The organism is Stenotrophomonas sp. AG209 (genome assembly GCF_003550055.1).
Classification (GTDB): domain Bacteria; phylum Pseudomonadota; class Gammaproteobacteria; order Xanthomonadales; family Xanthomonadaceae; genus Stenotrophomonas.
Genome location: NZ_QXDB01000003.1, coordinates 219,987 through 241,130, shown reverse-complemented (window position 1 = coordinate 241,130; position 21,144 = coordinate 219,987). Strand labels below are relative to the sequence as shown.

Here is a 21,144-nt window from a genome sequence, read left to right as displayed (position 1 = left end):
CCGAGGTCGTACCGATGTCCGTGGAAAACGTAGAAAAGCTGATCAAGGACAACCAGATCGAGTTCGTCGACCTGCGCTTCGTCGACATGCGTGGCGTCGAGCAGCACGTGACCTTCCCGGTCAGCATCGTTGAGCCGTCGCTGTTCGAAGAAGGCAAGATGTTCGATGGCAGCTCGATCGCCGGCTGGAAGGGCATCGCCGAATCGGACATGGTGCTGCTGCCGGATACCGCCAGTGCCTACGTCGACCCGTTCTACGCCGATCCGACCATCGTGATCAGCTGTGACATCCTCGACCCGGCCACCATGCAGCCGTATGGCCGCTGCCCGCGCGGCATCGCCAAGCGCGCCGAGGCCTACCTGAAGTCCTCCGGCATCGCCGAAACCGCGTTCTTCGGCCCGGAGCCGGAATTCTTCATCTTCGACTCGGTCCGCTTCGCCAATGAAATGGGCCACACCTTCTTCCAGGTCGACTCGGAAGAAGCGGCGTGGAACAGCGGCGCCAAGTACGACGGCGCCAACAGCGGCTACCGCCCGGGCGTGAAGGGCGGCTACTTCCCCGTTCCGCCGACCGACACCCTGCACGACCTGCGCGCCGAGATGTGCAAGACCCTGGAACAGGTCGGCATCGAAGTGGAAGTGCAGCACCACGAAGTGGCCACCGCCGGCCAGTGCGAGATCGGCACCAAGTTCAGCACCCTGGTGCAGAAGGCCGACGAACTGCTGCGCATGAAGTACGTGATCAAGAACGTCGCGCACCGCAACGGCAAGACCGTCACCTTCATGCCCAAGCCGATCGTCGGCGACAACGGCAGCGGCATGCACGTGCACCAGTCGCTGTCCAAGGGCGGCACCAACCTGTTCTCCGGTGACGGCTACGGCGGCCTGAGCCAGCTGGCGCTGTGGTACATCGGCGGCATCTTCAAGCATGCCAAGGCCATCAACGCCTTCGCCAACTCGGGCACCAACAGCTACAAGCGCCTGGTGCCGGGCTACGAAGCACCGGTGATGCTGGCCTACTCGGCCCGCAACCGTTCGGCTTCGTGCCGCATTCCGTGGGTGTCCAACCCGAAGGCGCGCCGCATCGAGATGCGCTTCCCGGATCCGATCCAGTCCGGCTACCTCACCTTCACCGCGCTGATGATGGCCGGCCTGGACGGCATCAAGAACCAGATCGACCCGGGCGCACCGAGCGACAAGGACCTGTACGACCTGCCGCCGGAAGAAGAGAAGCTGATCCCGCAGGTCTGCTCTTCGCTGGACCAGGCGCTGGAAGCGCTGGACAAGGACCGCGAGTTCCTGAAGGCCGGCGGCGTGATGAGCGATGACTTCATCGACGGCTACATCGCGCTGAAGATGCAGGAAGTGACCAAGTTCCGCGCGGCCACCCACCCGCTGGAATACCAGCTGTACTACGCCAGCTGACCGGGCGCGATGGCGGTGGGCATCCCCCTCCCACCCGCCGCCATCGCACCCGTTTTCGCGGCTGGGGAGCCGCGGTCAGATCGGGGTCGGATCCCGTTCGTTTACGAATGGGCTCTGACCCCTGATCCAGGGGCAAGAGAGAGACCGGATACGCGACCAGGGCTGCCCTCCCTCCCGCGTCGGTCGTGCAAGGAGAGAGGCACGGCCGTCCCGGCCCTGTACGTGTCCGGTGCAACAGCCACGGCCATCACCCTGATGGCCGCTGGTTGCCTGATGCCAACGCGCGCTGGCGCGCTGGCCCCATCCACCCTCGGGACATGCGCATGAAACTGATCTCCGCCATCATCCGGCCGTTCAAGCTCGACGAGGTCCGCGAGGCCCTGTCCGACGCGGGCGTGTCGGGCATCACCGTGACCGAAGTGAAAGGCTTCGGTCGTCAGAAGGGCCACACCGAGCTGTATCGCGGCGCCGAGTACGTCGTCGATTTCCTGCCCAAGATCAAGATCGAAACCGTGGTCACCGACGAGCGTGCCGACGCGGTGATCGAAGCGATCCAGTCGTCGGCAGGCACCGGCAAGATCGGTGACGGCAAGATCTTCGTCACTGCCGTCGAACAGGTCATCCGCATCCGCACCGGCGAAATCGGTGCCGACGCGCTGTAACCCCCTTCCGGAGACTCCCCCATGAAGATGCGCCTTCTCACCGGGTGGCAAGCCCGGTTCCATCTGGTGTGCCTGTTGATGCTGCTCAGCGCGCTGGCGGCCGGTGCCTGGCCGGGCAGTGCCTATGCCCAGGTGCAGGTGTCGCCGTTGCCGAGCGAGAGCGTGGCAGTTGAACCGCTGCAGGATCCGGTTGCCGCAGCGGCTGCACCGGCCGTGGCCGAAGCGGCGGCCGCCTATGACCGCGGCGACGTCGCGTGGATGCTCACCTCCACCCTGCTGGTGCTGTTGATGGTGGTGCCGGGGCTGGCGTTGTTCTACGGCGGCCTTGTGCGTTCGAAGAACGTGCTGTCGGTGCTCAGCCAGATCCTGGTGGTGTTCTCGCTGGTCCTGCTGCTGTGGGTGTCCTATGGCTACAGCGCGGTGTTCAGCGTGGGCAACCCGTTCTTCGGCTCGTTCACCGAATTCGCCTTCCTCAAGGGCTTCACGCCCGACTCGGTTGGCAACACGCCGATCAAGGGCCTGCCGGATTACCTGTTCGTCGCCTTCCAGTCGACCTTCGCCGGCATCACCACCGCGCTGATCGTCGGTGCTTTCGCCGAGCGCATCAAGTTCCGTGCGGTGCTGCTGTTCTCGGCGCTGTGGTTCACCCTCAGCTACATCCCGATGGCGCACATCGTCTGGGGCGGCGGCTATCTGGGTGAGATGGGCGCGATCGATTTCGCCGGTGGCACCGTGGTCCACATCAACGCAGGTGTGGCTGGCCTGGTGGCCGCATGGTTCGTCGGCAAGCGCCTGGGCTATGGCCAGACCGCGCTGAAGCCGCACAACGTGCCGTTCACCTATATCGGCGCGATGCTGCTGTGGGTGGGCTGGTTCGGCTTCAACGCGGGCTCCGCCGCCGCTGCCGATACCGTGGCGTCACTGGCCTTCCTCAACACCGTGCTGGCCACCGCCGCCGCCGTGCTCGGTTGGACCCTGGTGGAAGCAATCAGCAAGGGCAAGCCGTCGGCGCTGGGTGCCGCTTCGGGCGCGGTGGCCGGCCTGGTCGGCATCACCCCGGCCTGCGGCACCGTCGGCCCGCTCGGCGCGATCATCATCGGCTTCGTCGCCGGCGTGGTCTGCGTGTGGGGCGTGACCGGTTTGAAGCGCCTGCTGAAGGTGGACGACACCGCCGACGTATTCGGTGTGCATGGTGTCGGCGGCATCGTCGGCGCGATTCTTACCGGTGTGTTCAGCGCACAGTCGCTGGGCGGTACCAAGCCCGATCTGGATATCGCCCATCAGGTCTGGGTGCAGGTGGTCAGCGTCGGCCTGACCGTGGTCTGGTCGGCGGTGGTGACCACGCTGATCCTGCTGGTGGTGCGCAGCGTGGTCGGCCTGCGCGTCACCGAGGAAGCCGAACGCACGGGTCTGGATGTGACTTCGCACGGCGAGTCCGCCTACGAGGCCTGATCGGTTTCACGGTTTCGTGGACGCCCCGTCACTACTGCGCCGCAGTCAGTGGCGGGCGTCCATCACCGGCAGCCTTAGTGCGGCCGGTGTCTGCTGGTACGCGGGCAGATCCGGCACAGATTCCAAGCATCGCCGGCTCGCGAAAGACGCTCCGTCGGACATCACACTTTGCCGGGAAAGCCCCGCTCCGCTTGGCTCGCCGGCCCTGTTGCCTGCGATGCGATTCCCCTAAAGTGCTGCCTCATCCAGCCGACTATTCGTCGGACTGGCAGCTATCCGCAGGGAACAGAGCATCGTGAAACAGGGACGTAGTGTGCGCAGCCGCGCGTTGCAGTGGCGGTTGTCCGTGGGCGTGGCACTGGCCATCGTTGGCATCCCGGCACCTGTCCTGGCGCAGGTAGTGTCACCGGAGCAGGAGCTGCTCCGGCAGCAGGAGCGCGAGCGCGCGCTGCGGGAACAACAGGAATCCGCGCCGGATGTCCGGCTGCAGCCGGCCACCGAAGGTCTCGGCCATCTGCCGGCGGACGAGTCGCCCTGCTTCACCATCAACCGCATCGCGCTGCAGGGTGATCTGGCCGAACGCTTCCGCTGGGCACTGGCGGCGGCCGATCCGCGCAGCGACCCCGCCACCGGGCGCTGCCTGGGCACCGCCGGCGTGGACATCGTGATGAAGCGCGTGCAGAACGCAATCATCGAGCGTGGCTACGTCACCACCCGCATCCTCGCTGCGCCGCAGGACCTGAAGTCCGGCGTGCTGACGCTCACGGTCGTGCCAGGGCGCGTCAATGCCATCCGCTTCGCCGATGGCGAAGGCCGTACGCCCGCGCTCTGGAACGCGGTGCGGGTCGCGCGCGGCGAAGTACTGAACCTGCGTGACATCGAGCAGGCGCTGGAAAACCTGCAGCGTGTGCCGACCGCTTCGGTGGACATCCAGATCGCCCCCCCGGCCGAGGGCGCGGCTGCCAAACCGGGCGAGAGCGACCTGGTGATCAGCTGGCAGCAGGCGCATCTGGTACGGGTCAACCTGACCCTGGACGATGCCGGCAGCCAGTCCACGGGCAAGATGCAGGCCGGTACCACGGTGTCGGTGGACAACGCGGCCGGTCTCAGCGACCTGTTCTACATCAACGTGGGCAAATCGGTGTTCAACGGCAGCGAGCGTGGCACCGACAGCTGGGCGGTGCATTACAGCGTGCCGCTGGGCGGATGGCTGCTGGGCGCCAACGCCAGCAACTTCGACTATGAGCAGACCGTTGCCGGCGCGTTCGAGAACTACGTCTACAGTGGCTCCAGCCGCAACGCCGAGCTGCGCCTGACACGCATGCTGTTCCGCAACGCGCGTGCCAAGACCAGCATGTATGCGCGCGGCTGGTATCGCGAATCGGACAACTTCATCAACGATACCGAGATCGAAGTACAGCGCCGCCGCATGGCCGGCTGGGAGCTGGGCCTGGGCCACCGTCACTTCATCGGCAAGGCCACACTGGATGTGAACCTGGCGTACCGCAAGGGTACCGGCGCCTTCAACGCGTTGCGTGCGCCGGAAGAGGCGTTTGGCGAAGGTACGGCGCATGGCCGCATCTACACCGCCGACGCGCAGCTGGTGCTGCCGATGCAATGGGGCCGCCAGAGCCTGCGCTACACCGGCAGCTGGCGAGCGCAGTGGAACCGCTCGCCGCTGGTGCCGCAGGATCGATTCTCGATTGGTGGCCGCTACACGGTGCGTGGCTTCGATGGCGAAATGTCGCTGACCGGCGAGCGCGGCTGGTTGCTGCGCAATGAACTCGGCGTGCCCCTGGGCGGTGGCGTGGAGGCCTATGTCGCCGTCGATCACGGGCGTGTCGGTGGACCTTCCATGGCGCGATTGGCGGGCGACCGGCTCACCGGCACCGCACTCGGGCTTCGCGGCGGCACCCGCCACATCAACTGGGAAGCGTTCGTCGGCAGCCCCCTGTCCAAGCCACGCGGCTTCCAGACTGCCTACACCACGTTCGGAATGAACATGGGCGTCTCGTTCTGACGCCTGCACATGGCCGGCCTGCGCTGCTTGCTGCGCGGCCAGCACGATGCGGTACCGCGCAGCCTGCTGCGCATACAACCCAACAGCACCGAAAGGAATCAGCGCCGTGAACAGAATCTACCGTCTGGTCTTCAACCGTACGCTCGGGGTCATGCAGGTTGTGTCCGAGCTGGTCAACGCCGCGCACGGCGGCGCCGACAACCGGGAAGGCCGTGCGGTTGGCACGCTGCGTCCGATCAGTTTCGCGCTGTGGCTGATGCTGGGGTGGGTGGGTCTGGTGCAGCCGTTGTCCGCGCAGCAGGCGCCGGCCGACCCGGGCCGTATTGCCGCAGACCCCGGTGCGCCGGCGAACCAGCGCCCGACGGTGATCACCTCGGCCAACGGCACGCCCCAGGTGAACATCACCACGCCCAGCGCTGGTGGGGTGTCGCGCAATACCTACCAGCAGTTCGACGTCGGCCAGCAGGGCGTCATCCTCAACAACTCGCGCGGTGAGGTGCAGACCCAGCTGGGCGGCTGGGTACAGGGTAATCCGTGGCTGGCCACAGGTACCGCGCGCGTCATCCTCAACGAGGTCAACAGCAGCAATCCGAGCCACCTCAATGGCTATGTGGAAGTGGCGGGTGCGCGGGCGCAGGTGGTCATCGCCAACCCGGCCGGCATCCAGGTCAATGGCGCGGGCTTCCTCAATGCCAGCCGGGTGACCCTCACCACCGGTACGCCGATCGTGAACAATGGCGTGCTGGAGGGCTATCGCGTGCAGGGCGGCAGCATCGGTGTCGGTGGCGCAGGCCTGGATACCAGTCGCGCCGACTACACCGACATCATCACCCGTTCGCTGCAGGTCAACGCCGGCATCTGGGCCAACCAGCTGCAGGCCAGCCTGGGCAGCAACGTGGTCAGCGCTGACCACAGCAGCGTGCAGCTGCAGAAGCCTGCATCTGCGCCTCCCACCTTTGCCCTGGATGTGGGCGCGCTGGGTGGCATGTACGCCAACCGCATCTGGCTGGTCGGCAACGAACACGGCGTGGGTGTGAGCAACGCCGGCAAGATCGGCGCACAGGCTGGCGAGCTGGTGGTCACCGCCGACGGCCGGCTGCAGAACACCGGTGCGATGCATGCGCAGCAGGACCTGCGCATCGACGCCAGCGCGGGCATCGCCAATCCCGGCACGCTCAGTGCCGAGCGCGAGCTGCGCTTGCAGACCCCGGCAGATGTCGATAACAGCGGCGGCACGCTCAACGCACGGCGCATCGAAGTGAATGCCGATGCGCTGCGCAACCGCGGTGGCAGCATCGAACAGCTTGGAGCGCAGGCGCTGCAGCTGCAGGCGGCCGACGTCAGCAATCTGCAGGGCCGTATCGGCAACGTGGCCAGTGCGTCGCCGGGGACCGGCACCCCTCCGGGCACAGGTACGCCGGGAACCGGAACACCGGGTACTGGCAACCCGGGCACCGGCACGCCAGGCACCGGTACTCCGGGCACCGGCTCTCCTGGCACCGGCACTCCGCCGGTCACGCCGCTCCCGTCTCTGGCAACCGGCCTGCTCAACATCGCAGGAACCCTGAGCAACGATGGCGGCCGCATTGAAGCCAGCGGTGACCTGCAGCTCAGCGCCCGCAACAGCCTGGACAACAGCGACGGTACGCTGGGTGCAAGCACCCTGCAGGTGCAGGGAGAAGCGCTGCGCAACATGCGTGGCACCCTGCAGGTCCAGGGCGCGGCCAGCGCGCAGGTGCAACAGCTGGACAACAGCGGCGGCCGCATGACCTTCGCCCGTGGCTTCGAGTTGAAGGCGCAGTCGGCGATCAATCGCGGCGGCAGCCTTGCCCACGGTGGCAGCGCCGAAACGACCTGGACGATTGGCCAGCTCGACAACAGCGAGGGCAACATCTCCAGCAATGCCACGCGCCTGGGCCTGGACATCGGCACCCTGGTCAACACGCGGGGTGGCATCAGCCACGCTGGCAGTGAGGGGCTGTTGCTGCGTGCGGAGGTACTGGACGGTGTGCAGGGCAACATCGCCACCGCAGGCGCGGCAGACCTGCTGCTGGGCCGTGCAGACCACCGCGGCGCGCAGCTGGTCGCTCGCCAGCTCCAGCTGACCGCACAGGACTTCGACAACCGTGGCGGGCGCGTGCTGTCCACCGGGCAGCAGGCCAGTACGCTCAACGTCCGCAATCATCTGGATAACAGCGACGGCGGCTTGCTGGCCAGCAATGCCGACCTGCAGATCGACGCCGCGTCCTTCGGCAATGCTGCCGGCACCGTGCAGCAGGCGGGCACCGGCAACCTGCGCATCACCACCGCCAGCCTGCAGGGCGAGGGCGGCACCGTTCTCAGCAATGGCACCCTGCAGCTGCACGGCGATACGCTGAACCTGCGCAACGGCACCACCGCCGCGCAGCGCATCGATGTGCGCGCCGGCGACCTGACCACCGCCGGTGGCATGCTGACCTCCACGGGCAGCGACGCGCTGCAGCTGCAGGTATCGCGCACCCTGGACAACAGCGGCGGCACCGTTGGCGCCAATGGTGCGCTGGACATCAACGGCGGCATCCTCATCAACGATGGCGGCAAACTGATCGCCGCAGGCACCGGCACCAGCCGCATCCATGCCAGCCAGCGGCTGCAGAACCAGCGCGGCCTGCTGTCCGGCAATGGCGATCTGGACATCAAGGCCGATGGCCTGCTGAATGAGGGCGGCAGCATCGACCATGCTGGCACCGGCACGCTGCAGATCGAAGTGACCACCATGCAGGGGGTTGGCGGCAGCATCGCCAGCAACGGCCAGCTGCAGTTGAGCGGGCAGCAGCTGGACCTGCAGAAGGGCAACACCCGCGCCCGTGACGTGAAGATCACGGCCACGGGCCTGGACACCAGCGGTGGCAGCCTGTTGTCACTGGGCAACAACGTGATGCAGCTGCAGGTGCAGGGCCTGCTGCGTAACGACGGCGGCAGCATCAGCGCCAATGGTGCGCAGCAGGTCCAGGCGGGCGCGCTGTCCAACCGCGGCGGCGCGCTCAACTCGGCGGGCACGGCGGCTTCGGAGATCCGGGTCGACGGCACGCTCGACAACAGCGGCGGCAGCATCGCCAGCAATGCGGCCAATCTGCAGCTGAAGAGCGGCGCACTGGTCAATGCCAACGGTACCCTCAGCCATGCGGGCAGCGCCGGCCTGGCCATCGACACCGGGCACCTGGACGGAGCAAAGGGACAGATCGCCACTGCCGGCGCCCTGCAGCTCACTGCGGCCGAGGTCGATCACCAGGACGCATCGCTGGCTGCCGCGCAACTGGACATCACGGCGACCGGGTTCGACAACCGCGGCGGGCGCATCATCGCCACCGGCACCGGCGGCAATACGCTGCGCGTGCAGGGCACGCTGGACAACGGCAATGGCGGCACCCTGGCCAGCAATGGCAACCTGGATATCCACGCGCGTACCTTCGGCAATGCCGGTGGAACCGTGCAGCAGGCCGGGTCCGGCAGCCTGGTCATCACCACGCAGGACCTGACCGGCGCCGGTGGCACCCTGCTCAGCAACGGTTCGCTGGAGCTGCAGGGCGACACCCTCGATCTGCGCAACGGCACCACGACCGCGCAGCGCATCAGCATCGACGGTGACAGCGTGATCACCGCGGGCGGCAAACTGAGTGCGCTGGGCACCGGGGCGCTGCAGCTGCAGGCCCGCAGCCTGCTCGACAATGCCGGTGGAACGCTGGGCAGCAATGGCACCGTCGATGTGCGCGCAGGCCGCTTCGTCAACGACCATGGCACGCTGATTGCTGCCGGTGATGCTGCATCCGTGATCCGCGCCGCGCAGCTGGAGAACCGCAGCGGCGCGATCTCCGCCAACGGCAAGCTGCACATCGAGGCGGATACGCTGTCGAGCCAGGGCGGCAGCATCGGTGCCGCAAGCGCGCTGTCACTGCAGGGCGGGTCATTGGATCTCCGCGGCGGCAGCGTGGCGGCCGAGCAGCTCGATATCGTGGCCGACAGCCTGGACAACAGCGCAGGCGCGCTGCGCGCAACCGGTAGCGGGACGCTGGCACTGCAGGTAAGCGGCCGCTTGGCCAACGACGCGGGCACCATCGCCAGCAACGGTGCGCAGCGCATCGAAGCCGGCGAACTCTCCAACCGCGGTGGCACGCTCAGTTCGGCAGGCAGCGCCACGACCGAGCTGCACGTAGCGGGCCTGTTCGACAACAGCAACGGCGTGCTCGCCAGCAACGGCGCCGCGCTGAAGATCGATGCCGGCCACATGACCAACGTCAAGGGAACGCTCAGCCATGCCGGCAGCCAGGGCCTGCTGCTGCGCACCGGGCAACTGGATGGCCAGGGCGGCACCATCGCCACCGCAGGCGGCATCACCCTGCAGGCGGGCAGCGTGGACCATCGCGGCGCCACCCTGCAGGCCGAGCGCATCGAACTGGATGCACAGTCGTTCGACAACCGGGCCGGCAAGGTCATCGCGACCGGTGCAGAGGGTAGCCGGATCGACGTGGTCGGCAACCTGGACAACGGTGAGGGCGGTCTGCTGGCCAGCAACGGCGACCTGGATGTCCATGCGGCGGTGTTCGGCAATGCCGGCGGTACCGTGCAGCACGCCGGCGAAGGCGTGCTGTCGATCAACGCCGGAACGCTCGACGGTACTGGCGGCACGCTGGTCAGCAATGGCAGCCTGCTGCTCAAGGGCACCACCACCAACCTGCGGGCGGGTGTCACCTCGGCCAAGCGGATCGAGGTGGATACCGGCACCCTGATCACCGCCGGCGGCACGCTCACTGCGACCGGCAGCGACATGCTGTGGCTGAGCGCGCGCGAGCGCATCGACAACAGCGGCGGCACCGTATCCAGCAACGGTGGGCTGGATCTGCGCAGCACCGTGCTGGTCAACGCTGGCGGTACGCTGCAGTCCGCTGGCACGGCGGCCAGCCAGCTGATCATCGGCCAGGACCTCAACAACCGCGGCGGCCGCATCCTGGCCAACGGCGGGCTCGGCATCACCTCCGGCAGCATCGACAACCAGGGCGGCACGCTGCACAGCGCAGCACGGCTGGTGGTCAAGGCCGATGGCCTGCTCGACAACAGCAACAAGGGTACCATCGCCAGCGGCGCGGGCATGCAGGTGGCGGCGGCTTCGCTGGACAACCGCAGCGGCAGCATCGAGCAGGCAGGCGACGGCCTGCTGCAGATCGATGCCACCACACTGCAGGGCCACGCCGGCCGCATCGTCAGCAACGGCGAGCTGCAGCTGAAGGGTGAGACGCTGGATCTCAGCGCAGGCACCACTGCCGCGCAGCAGGTCAGCATCGAGGCCGGGCAGCTGGACAACACGGGCGGTACGCTGAACGCCACCGGCAACCAGGCGATGGCGCTGCAGGTGCGCGGCGCGCTGGGCAATGACGGCGGCACCATTGCCGCCAACGGCGCGCAGCAGATCAGAGCCGATTCGCTGTCGAATGCAGGCGGCACGTTGAGCTCGGCAGGTACGTCCGACAGCCGGATCTCCGTCACCGGCCGATTCAACAACGGTGGCGGCACCCTCGCCAGCAATGCCGCCAACCTGCGTATCGATGCTGGGCAGCTGGTCAACGCCACGGGCAGCATCGTCCATGCAGGCAAGGGCGTGTTGAACGTGCATGCCGACCAGCTGGATGGAGCCGCCGGAAGCATCGCCACGGCAGGCGCATTGCAGCTGGATGCGATGACTGTGGACCATCGCGACGCCACGCTCAGTGCCGATCACTTCAACATCAATACCGACCGCTTCGACAACCAGAATGGCAAGCTGCTGGCGACGGGCACGCAGGCCAGCGGCGTGCAGGCCACCACCTCACTGGACAATGGTGGCAACGGTCTGATCGCCAGCAATGGCGACCTGACCCTGACCAGCGCACGGTTCGGCAATGCCGGCGGCACCGTGCAGCAGGCCGGTACCGGCACGCTGGCCATCAACGCGCACACCTTGAATGGCCAGGGCGGCAAGCTGCTCAGCAATGGCGCCCTGCAGTTGACCGGCGAGACCACCGACCTGCGTGATGGCACGCTGTCCGCGGTCCGCATCGCCGTGGATACGGGCACGCTGCTCAACGCGGGCGGTTCGATCATCGCCTCCGGCACCGATGCGTTGAAGGTGTCCGCCCGCGATCGGCTGGACAACAGCGGAGGCACTCTTGCCGGCAATGGCGCGCTGGATCTGCGCAGCGCGCAACTGCTCAACAATCGGGGCACGATCCAGTCCGCCGGCAGCGGCAGCAGCACCTTGGCGATCACCCACGCGCTGGACAATCGCGGCGGCCGCATCCTGACCACAGGCAACGCAGGCATCAGCGCGGGCACGCTCGACAATCGTGGCGGCACCGTGCACAGCGATGGCAACAGCGCATTGACCGTGCGCGTGGACGGACTGCTCGACAACAGTGACAAGGGCACCCTGTCCGCGGGAGGCACGCTGCTGGCCGAGGCACAGGCCATCAACAATAGCGGCGGTACTGTGGCCGCGGGGCAGGATCTGCGGCTGACCAGTGCCGATCTGCTGCGCAACGACGGCGGCCTGGTCCAGGCCGGCAAGCACCTGCAGGTCTCGGCCGGTGGCCTGAACAACAACAGTGGCCGGATCATTGCCAACGACCTGCAGCTGGATAGTCGCGGCCAGGCGCTGGACAACCGCAGCGGGATCATTGCCAGCCTCTCCGGAAATGCGGAGCTGCGCAGTGGTGCGCTGGACAACACCGGTGGGCTGCTGCAGTCGGCGGCGGCACTCAGCATCAACACCGCGGGACAGCGGCTGATCAATGCCGGTTCCAATGGCAATGGCATCGTCAGCAGCGGCACGCTGCAGATCCGCAGCGGCGATCTCGACAATCGTGGTGGCGCCGTGTTCGCCAAGGCCGGTGCCGACGTGCAGGCCATCAACATCGACAACAGTGGTGGCGGCTCGCTGGTGAGTGCTGCCGATCTACTGCTGCGTGCGCAGCAGCTGGCCAACAGCGGTGGCAGCGTAACCGCCGGTGGTAATGCCGACATCGGCTTGCAGGGCGCGCTGCTCAACAGTGGCGGCCTCGTGGCGGCGACCGGCCGCCTCGACCTGCAGGCCGGTTACATCGACAACCGCAATACGCTCAGCCAGGCCAATGGCCCTGCGCTGGGCTTGCAGGGCAAGACCCTGCAGGTGACCACCGGCAACCTGGACAACCAGAACGGCCAGGTGATTGCCGACAACCTGCTGCTGCAGGTGAACCAGCGCCTGGACAACAGCGGTGGCCAGGTGTCGGCGGCACTGACCTCCGATGTCCGCGCCGATACCCTGGTCAACAGCGGAGGCACCCTGGTGGCCGGCCGGCAGCAGACGCTCCGCACCCGCGAGATCATCGGCGACGGCCGGCTGATGTCGCAGGGTGACATGACCCTGGAGCTGGGCCAGAGCCACACCAACCGTGGCGAGATGGTGGCCAACGGCACGCTGAGCCTGTCCATCCAGGGCAACCTGGACAACAGCGGCAAGCTGACCGGCGCCAACGTCAACATCAACGCCGGCAACATCACCAACGCCTCCACCGGCGAGATCAGCAGCATCGGCCTGACCCGCCTTGCAGCGGGTGGCGCTCTGGTCAACTACGGCCTGCTGGACGGCAATGTCACCCATATCACCGCCGCGACCGTCGACAACATCGGCAGCGGCCGCATCTACGGTGACCACGTCGCCATCCAGGCAGGATCGCTCAACAACCTCGCCGCCAACATCGGTGGCGCGGACCGTGCGGGCACCATCGCCGCGCGTCAGCGCCTGGACCTCGGCGTCGGCACGCTGACCAACAGCGGCAAGAGCCTGATCTTCAGTGATGGTGACGCCGCGATCGGCGGCGCCCTGAACGGCCTGGGCGCGGTAGGCAGTGCCCAGAAGGTGGACAACATCGGTTCCACCATCGAGGTCAGCGGCAATCTGGACCTGTCCGCACTGGCAGTGAACAACATCCGCGAGAACGTAGTCGTGGAGAAGGTCACCACCGTGCACGCGCCGGTCCGGCTGGAGCAGCCTGGCTGGTTCAAGAACGCCACCAACAACAACCGCGATTTCAGGGCGACTTCGAACTACCAGCCGTACGAGATCTACTACCTTGATCCGTCGGACATCCTCGAAGACACCCCCTATGTCACCCCGGATGGCCAACAGATCCGCAAGGCGGTCATCCGGCTGACCAGCAACACCAGTGCCTATGCCTTCGCCCGCGGTGGCGCATATGGTGCGCGCGCTTCGCGCGAACGCCTGAACGTGCAGGACGGCACCGTTACGGTCTACTACATCGGCCGTGCCGACAACCGCAACAACCCCGATCAGCTCGGTGCGGGGGCGGAGGATCCGTTCCGCGACCTGTCCACCCGGGGGCCCGGTTCGCCGCCCGTCGAGTACGTGACCGACACCCTCAGGTACAACAACGCCTACGGCACCTGCACCACCACCTGCGTGCAGATCATCACCTATCCGGACTATGACAATCCGGACGCGACGCTGATCAACATGCAGCGTCACCCGCAGGAGACCAGCGGCAACGAGAAGACCCGCATTGCCACCCGCACTACCGTGGAGGATGTGGTGGTTTCGGCAGGCAACAATGCCGTGATCAATGCGGGTGGCAACATGCGGATCAACACTGATCGGCTGGAGAACCGTTTCGCCAACATCGCCGCGGGTCGCGACCTGGCCATCGTCGGCCTGAACCGTGACCAGTCCGAGGTGATCAATGCCGCCGAGCAGCTGACCCGCACCAGCACCTTCGACAATGTGTCCATCACGTACGGTGGCTCCTCCAGCCGCTGGAAGGCGGCCCCCATCACCGAGAAGACCGGTGCGCTGGGCTCGTCGATAACGGCGGGCGGCAAGCTCACCATCGATGTCGGCAACCTGCGCAACGACAACAGCGGTGGCAGCAACCCCAATGCCGGTGGCGGCAAGGGCACGGCGCAGCTGGATACCGGTGGCCGCGGCACAGGCGCGGTCGGTCCGGGCGCGGGCAGCGTGCAGGGGCCTGGCCATAGCACCGGCCAGGGTGCGGGCAGCGTGGATGCGCAGGGGCCGGGCACGGCCGGCGCGGCGCAGGGCGCCAATGGCGGCCACCAGCAGGCGGTAGCCCAGGCCGACGGTGTGCGCGCGGATGCAGCCGGTGCACAAGGACCGGGCCAGGCCGGTAATGCAGGCACCGGTGCCGGCACGGCGCAGGACATCAGTGCGGCACAGGCCGGGCAGGCCAATGCCAATGGCCCGGGCACGGTCCGCGCTGGGGAGCACACTGGAAGTGGTGGCAACACCGCCGTGGAGGGCAAGCAGGCCACCACGACGACCGGTTCTGACCCGCGCGTGGTGGTGACCACCCGCCCGAATGCCAGTGCGCCCACGGCCAGCCTGTTCAACGTGGACGCCAACCGTGGCAGCCACATCGTGGAAACCGATCCGCGCTTTACCAGCTACCGTGACTGGCTCAGCTCGGATTACCTTCTGCAGCGCGCAGGCTTTGATCCCGCGCAGACGCAGAAGCGCCTGGGTGATGGCTTCTACGAGCAGAAGCTGGTGCGCGAACAGATCGGCGAACTCACCGGCCGTCGCTTCCTTACCGGCCACGCCAGCGACGAGGAGCAGTACCGCGCGCTGCTGGAGGCCGGTGCCACAGTGGCGAGCGAATGGGGCCTGCGCCCCGGCGTAGCGCTCACGGCCGAGCAGATGGCGCGCCTGACCAGCGACATCGTCTGGCTGGTGGAAAAGGACGTCACCCTGGCCGATGGCTCGGTGGTTCGCGCGCTGGTGCCGCAGGTCTACCTGCGGGTGCTGCCGGGCGACCTTGGCAACGATGGCGCATTGCTGGCCGGCGCGGAGGTGGACGTCAAGCTGCGCGGTGACCTGGTCAACAGCGGCACGATTGCCGGCCGCCAGCTGGTCAGCATCGATGCCGGCAACATCCGCAACCTGTCCGGCGGCCAGATCAGCGGTGCCCAGGTGGGCCTGTCGGCACGGCAGGACATCGACATCATCGGCAGCACCGTCAAGGCTACCGACGCGCTGGCGCTGAAGGCCGGCGGCAACATCACCGTGGCCTCGACCACCACGGAATGGAAGGACCAGGGCGATCGCCTGTCGCAGCAGAAGACCACGCTCGACCGCGTGGCAGGCCTGTATGTCACCAATCCCAGCGGCGACGGTGTGCTGTCGGTGGTGGCTGGCGGTGACATCGGCCTCAAGGCGGCGGAGATCCGCAATGCCGGCAAGGATGGCATCACCCAGCTGGTTGCCGGCGGCAACCTGGACCTCGGCGCACAGACGCTGGGCCAGAGCAGCGCGCTGAACCACGACAGCCGCAACCACACCAGCAACAGCCAGACCACGCACGCGGTGACTTCGATTGAGGGCGCCGGCGATGTGGTGCTGGCAGCGGGCAAGGACATCAACCTGGCTGCGACCCGCATCAAGGCCGATGGCGGCATGGCCCTGCAGGCCGGCGGCGATATCAACAGCCAGGTGCTGGTGGACAGCCGCAGCAGCGACTTCAATGCAGGCGGCAAGCGCAGTTCGCTGCAGATCAGCCAGAGTGATGAGACCGTGCGCGGCAGCCAGTTGCTGGCTGGCGACAACATGGTGCTGAGGGCAAACCGCGATATCAATCTGACCGCTACCCAGGCCACCAGCTCGGATGGCACGTTGAGTGTCACCGCCGGTCGCGACCTCAACCTGCTCTCGGCCAGCGAGACGCATGACTTCAGCCTGGACAGTTACGATAAGAAAAAGAAGACACTTTCGAGCACCGCCACCACCCGCCATGCCGAGAGCAGCGACAGCTACGCGATCGGCACCGGTCTGATGGGCGAGAGCGTGAGCGTCACCGCCGGCCGTGACCTGACCGCGGTGGGTGCGGTAGTCGATGCCACCGGTACGGTCGTTCTCGGCGCCGGCAACAATGTGCTGATCACCTCCGCTGAAGACCATCACAGCAGCGAGTCCAGTGAGAGCAGGAAGAAGTCCGGCTTCACCGGTGGCTTCTCCAATGGCACCGCCTCGATCGGTTACGGCAGCTCGAAGAACAGCAGCAGCACTGCCGAGCAGTCGACCACCCAGGTCGGCTCGGCCATTGCCTCGCGCGAGGGCAGCGTGCTGATCAACGCGGGCAACCAGCTGACCATCGCTGCCTCGGACGTGGCGGCCGGCAAGGACCTGACCCTGGTTGGCAAGGACATCAATCTGATTGCCCGCCAGGACACCGAGGACACCCAGTCCAGCCAGTCGAGCAAGTCCAGCGGGTTCTCGGTGGGCGTCACCTACGATCCCGCCAAGGCCTACCGCACCGCACGCGACAAGGCCACCGAAGGCATGGCCGACAGCGGCACGATGATGGGCCGGATCACGCGCACCGCCGAAGGCGTGGCGGCCGGTGTGGCCGCCGTGCTGCCGGCGATCACGGCCGGCAGCCAGCGCTCGAACAGCAACCAGAGCCACTCCAGCAGTGATGCCCGGGTCAGCAACCTCAATGCAGGGGGCAATCTCTCGCTGATCGCCAATGGCGGCTCGATCACCAGCCAGGGCGCGCAGATGTCGGCCGAGGGCGATGCTGTCCTGCTGGCCACCAAGGACATCGTCTTCGACGTCGCGCACAACACCGAGCGTAGTGGCAGCGACAGCCGTGGCAAGGGTTGGGGTATCGCCACCAACTCCGCTGGGCTGCCGTTCGGCACCAACAACTCACGCAGCGATGGCGCCGGACAGAGCGACACCATCACCGGCACCCAGCTGTCGGTCGGTGGTGGCGTGCGCATGGCCACCACCGAGGGTGATATCAGCCTGACCGCCGCCAACATCGCGGCCGAGAAGGATGTCAACATCCGCGCTGCGGGCGACCTGACGATCCGTAGCGGGCAGGATACGGTCAGCAATGCCAACCGCTCCGACAGCAAGGCGATCGGCACTGTGCAGATCTCCGACACCGAGAAGTTCTCCGGCTGGCATCGCGAACAGCATCGCGATGACAGCGCGCAGGTCTCACAGGTGGCCAGCACTGTCGGCAGCCTTGGCGGCAACGTCAACCTCACCGCAGGTGGCAAGTACACGCAGAGCGCCAGCAATGTAGTGGCCGCCAAGGACGTGAACATCACCGCTGCCGAGATCGAGCTGCTGACCGCCGACGAAAGTGGTCATTACTCGCAGAGCGACAAGGACCTGAAGATCGGTGCCTTCGCGCGGGTGAAGTCGCCGCTGATCGATCTGTTGAACAACGTCGACGCCGCGCGCAAGTCCGACGATCGCCTGCAGAAGATGCAGGGACTTGCTGCTGGTGCCAATGCCTATCAAGCGGCCAGTGCGATTTCCAGCATGGCCGGCAAGGGCGGAGGCGGGGCACTGCTCAGTGCCGAGGCCGGCGTCGGCTTCAAGACCTCCAGCAGCAGTGCCGATGGCAGCAGCCAAGTCTCGCGTGGCTCTACCATCCAAGGTGGCGGCAACGTCAACCTGACCAGTACCCAGGGCGACATCCACGTGGTGCAGGGCAATCTGAGCGCGGGCAACACGCTCAGTCTGGATTCGGCCGGCGACATCCTGCTGGAAGCGGGCAAGGCGCATGTGGCCGACCGCAGCAAGAGCAGCAATGCCGGCGCCGAAGTCGGCGTGGGCGTTGCGGTGGGCGCGCAGACCGGTGTGTATGTGTACGCCGAAGCGAGCGTCGGCAGCAGCAAGTCCAATGCCGAGAGCAGCACCTGGCAGAACACCACACTGACAGGCAAGAACATTTCGATGAAGGCCGAGGGCGATACCACGCTGCGTGGCGCCACGGCGACCGCTGATCGCATCGACGTCAAGACCGGCGGGACGCTGACCATCGAATCGCTGCAGGACATCGCCGAGAGCATGTCGAAGAACAGCCAGGTGGGCGGTCGCGTGCAGGTGTCGTTCGGTACCGCATGGAATGCTGACGGGTATGCCAGTGCGGGCAAGGCCAACGGCAGCTATCAGGGTGTTGGCCAGCAGAGCGGCCTGTTTGCCGGCAATGGCGGGTACCACGTCGATGCAGGTCACGTGAACCTGGTGGGCGGCACGATTGCCAGCACCAATGCGGGCAACAGTGAACTGACTGCGGATTCGCTGACGTTCACCGACCTGCAGAACCACATGGACTACAAGGCCACGTCGGGCAGCATCAGTGGTGGCTTCGGCAGCAGTGGCAAGGGCCCGACGGACAAGGGTGTGGGAGCGGTTGAGCAGCTGCAAGGCATCGGCAGCAACATCAAATCCGGAACGTTCGGCGGCGTGGATGGTGTCGCGTTCGGCGGTGGACTGCCGATGCATGAAAGTGGCAGCGACAGCTCAAGCACGCGTGCAACACTGACCGAGGGCAATATCACCATCGGCGGCAGGAAGACCACGGCGGCCGAACTTGGTGTCAATACCGATGCGGCTGCGGCACACCGTGCGCTGGAGGCGATGCCTGATGCCAACAAGATGCTGGCCGACCAGCAGGCACTGGCGAACGCAGCCGGCACAGTACTGGCCACCAGCAAGCAGATCGCATCGGACATTGGCAGCTATGGGATCAACAAGATCACCGATGCCTACCTGGAGGGTAAGAGCGCCGCAGAAAAGGAGGCCTTTGCCAACCTCAGTCCCAAGGACCAGTACACCGCCCTTGCCGGCTTTGACAGCTCTTACCCTGATGCGCTGGTCACGCAGCAGAAGTGGGCACCCGACGGTACCTATGGCCGTGCGCTCAACGCGGTCTCCACCGCGCTGGTCGGCGGCGTGGCAGGGCAGGCGGGTGGTCAGGTCATCTCGAACACACTCGCGCCCTACGCCGCTGAGCTGATTGGAAAGACATTCGATCCCAACAAGCAGAGCGCCGTCCCCAGTGAGGCGATGCAGATGCTCTCGCATGCGCTTCTGGGCGCGCTGCTTGCGGAGGCGAATGGGGGTTCGGCGGGTACCGGAGCCGCTGCTGCCGGAGGGGGTGAACTGGCAGCCAAATTCCTGGGTGACTACTACGCGCGGCAGAATGGCGGGCAGCTGACTCCGGAGCAGGAACAGCAGATCAAGGCATTGGGCCAGGCGGTCGGCGCGATGGCAGGTGGGATTGGTGGAGACGGAGCCATGGGTGCGGCGTTGGGAGCCACCATCGCCAGGAACTCCGTCGAGAACAACTATCTGAATCATGCCGAGCGCATGCAGTTCCTCGACGCCATGCTGAGCTGCATGAAGAGCGGGAAGCGTTGCGGCGAACAGAAGGAGCTGGCAGCACTGTCGGACGCGCGCAATGCGGCACTGATTGCTGCATGTACCGCGGCTGCCGATTCGCCTGCCTGCCGCGCAGAGCAGACGAAGCTGGGTGACGCCTATTGGTCACTTACCCAGAATGATTCCACCTATCTGCGATGGATCAAGGACAATGGCCTTGATCTGGCCCAGGCGGCACTGACGAAGGGCAATGGTGGCCAGGTCGCCTCCGATCTGCTGACGCATACGTCCTCGCTGGATGCCCGTTACAAGATCACCTGTGCAGCGGCAGGGCGCTGCGATCCATTCACCGCCGGCGTGCTCGCGTTGAATGGGAAGACACAGGAGGCGGCAGCCAACGCGGCACTGAATCTGCTGTTCGACAAGGTGGGCTCGGGAGCAGGCGTGGTGACCAACGCGGGTGGAATGGTCATGGACATGGCGAAGATGAATGCCATCTACATGTCCATTGAGAGCACCAAGCAGGCCTTGAACGACTTCCAGCGCATCGGCGAAATTGGCGGCTGGGGTGTCGTGAAGGAAAAGGGTGCCGGCGCCTGGTCGTCCATTTCAGGCTACTTCGGGAACGGCTGGGATGCGGCGACCTACGAGCTGGGCCTGAACCAGAAGTGGAACCTGGCAGATGTGGCAGCAAACGGCTTCATCAAGGGCGACATGGGACTGGACGTCGCATTGGCCGTGGTCAGCCTGGGTGATGTCACCGCGATGCGGGCGGCCGCGAAGGCCAGGAAGCTGGCGGCGTTGGAGAGGGAGGTCGCAACGAATGGCGTGGAAGGTGCGAAGCCAGCAGTCGGCGTCAAAGATGGAACGCCTCATTCAGATGCACCATCAGGCGATGTCATCGGCAAACTTGAGCCGGGCAACCCAAGTAGTTCAAGTCTCCCGCGTTTCGGGGATAGGCTGCTAATTGATCAGGGACAGCTTCCCACCTGTGGGCCGACTTCTTGTGCAATGGTGCTGGATACCGCCGGTAAAAAGGTGGACCTGGGCGCCATTATCATACAGTCCAATGTAAGAGCTGAAGGGACCACTATGCCTGCCTTGGCCCAAGTTCTAAGAAACAACGGACTTTCTTCAACCAGAAGGGCGTCGGTCACTATTGAAGAGCTCGCGGAAGCAACAGCGAAGGGTGATCCTGCAATCGTTAGAATGAGCTTGGATCGAGGAGGTCATGCTGTTGTCGTGGACGGTGTTACGATGAGGAACGGGCAATATGTAGTTGCCATACGTGACCCTGCAATGGGCAGGCAGTATTTCACGCCCATTGATGAGTTTAAAAGAAAATTCTCTGGTGAAGCAATTATTACTAGTAAATAGGTGATA

5 protein-coding genes are annotated in these 21,144 nt (G+C 66.0%); all 5 read left to right on the top strand.

The annotated features are described in order from the left end of the window. Positions 1-14: 14 nt before the first annotated feature. Positions 15-1,424 (top strand): type I glutamate--ammonia ligase, encoded by a 1,410-nt coding sequence (gene glnA, locus DFO63_RS16235; RefSeq protein WP_004153533.1) that lies wholly within the window; start codon positions 15-17, stop codon positions 1,422-1,424. 323 nt (positions 1,425-1,747) lie between these two features. Continuing rightward, positions 1,748-2,086, top strand: coding sequence for a P-II family nitrogen regulator (locus DFO63_RS16230; RefSeq protein ID WP_004134334.1), 339 nt, complete (start codon positions 1,748-1,750; stop codon positions 2,084-2,086). Positions 2,087-2,107: 21 nt separating this feature from the next. Continuing rightward, the gene (gene amt, locus DFO63_RS16225; protein ID WP_119007360.1) at positions 2,108-3,538 is read left to right on the top strand and encodes an ammonium transporter; all 1,431 of its coding nucleotides are present in this window, start codon (positions 2,108-2,110) and stop codon (positions 3,536-3,538) included. A gap of 352 nt (positions 3,539-3,890) precedes the next feature. Then, positions 3,891-5,558, top strand: a complete 1,668-nt coding sequence (locus DFO63_RS16220) for a ShlB/FhaC/HecB family hemolysin secretion/activation protein (RefSeq protein WP_259337442.1) — start codon at positions 3,891-3,893, stop codon at positions 5,556-5,558. A gap of 106 nt (positions 5,559-5,664) precedes the next feature. Next, complete coding sequence (locus tag DFO63_RS22155; RefSeq protein ID WP_182474434.1) at positions 5,665-21,138, top strand: hemagglutinin repeat-containing protein; 15,474 nt, start codon at positions 5,665-5,667, stop codon at positions 21,136-21,138. Positions 21,139-21,144 lie beyond the last annotated feature (6 nt).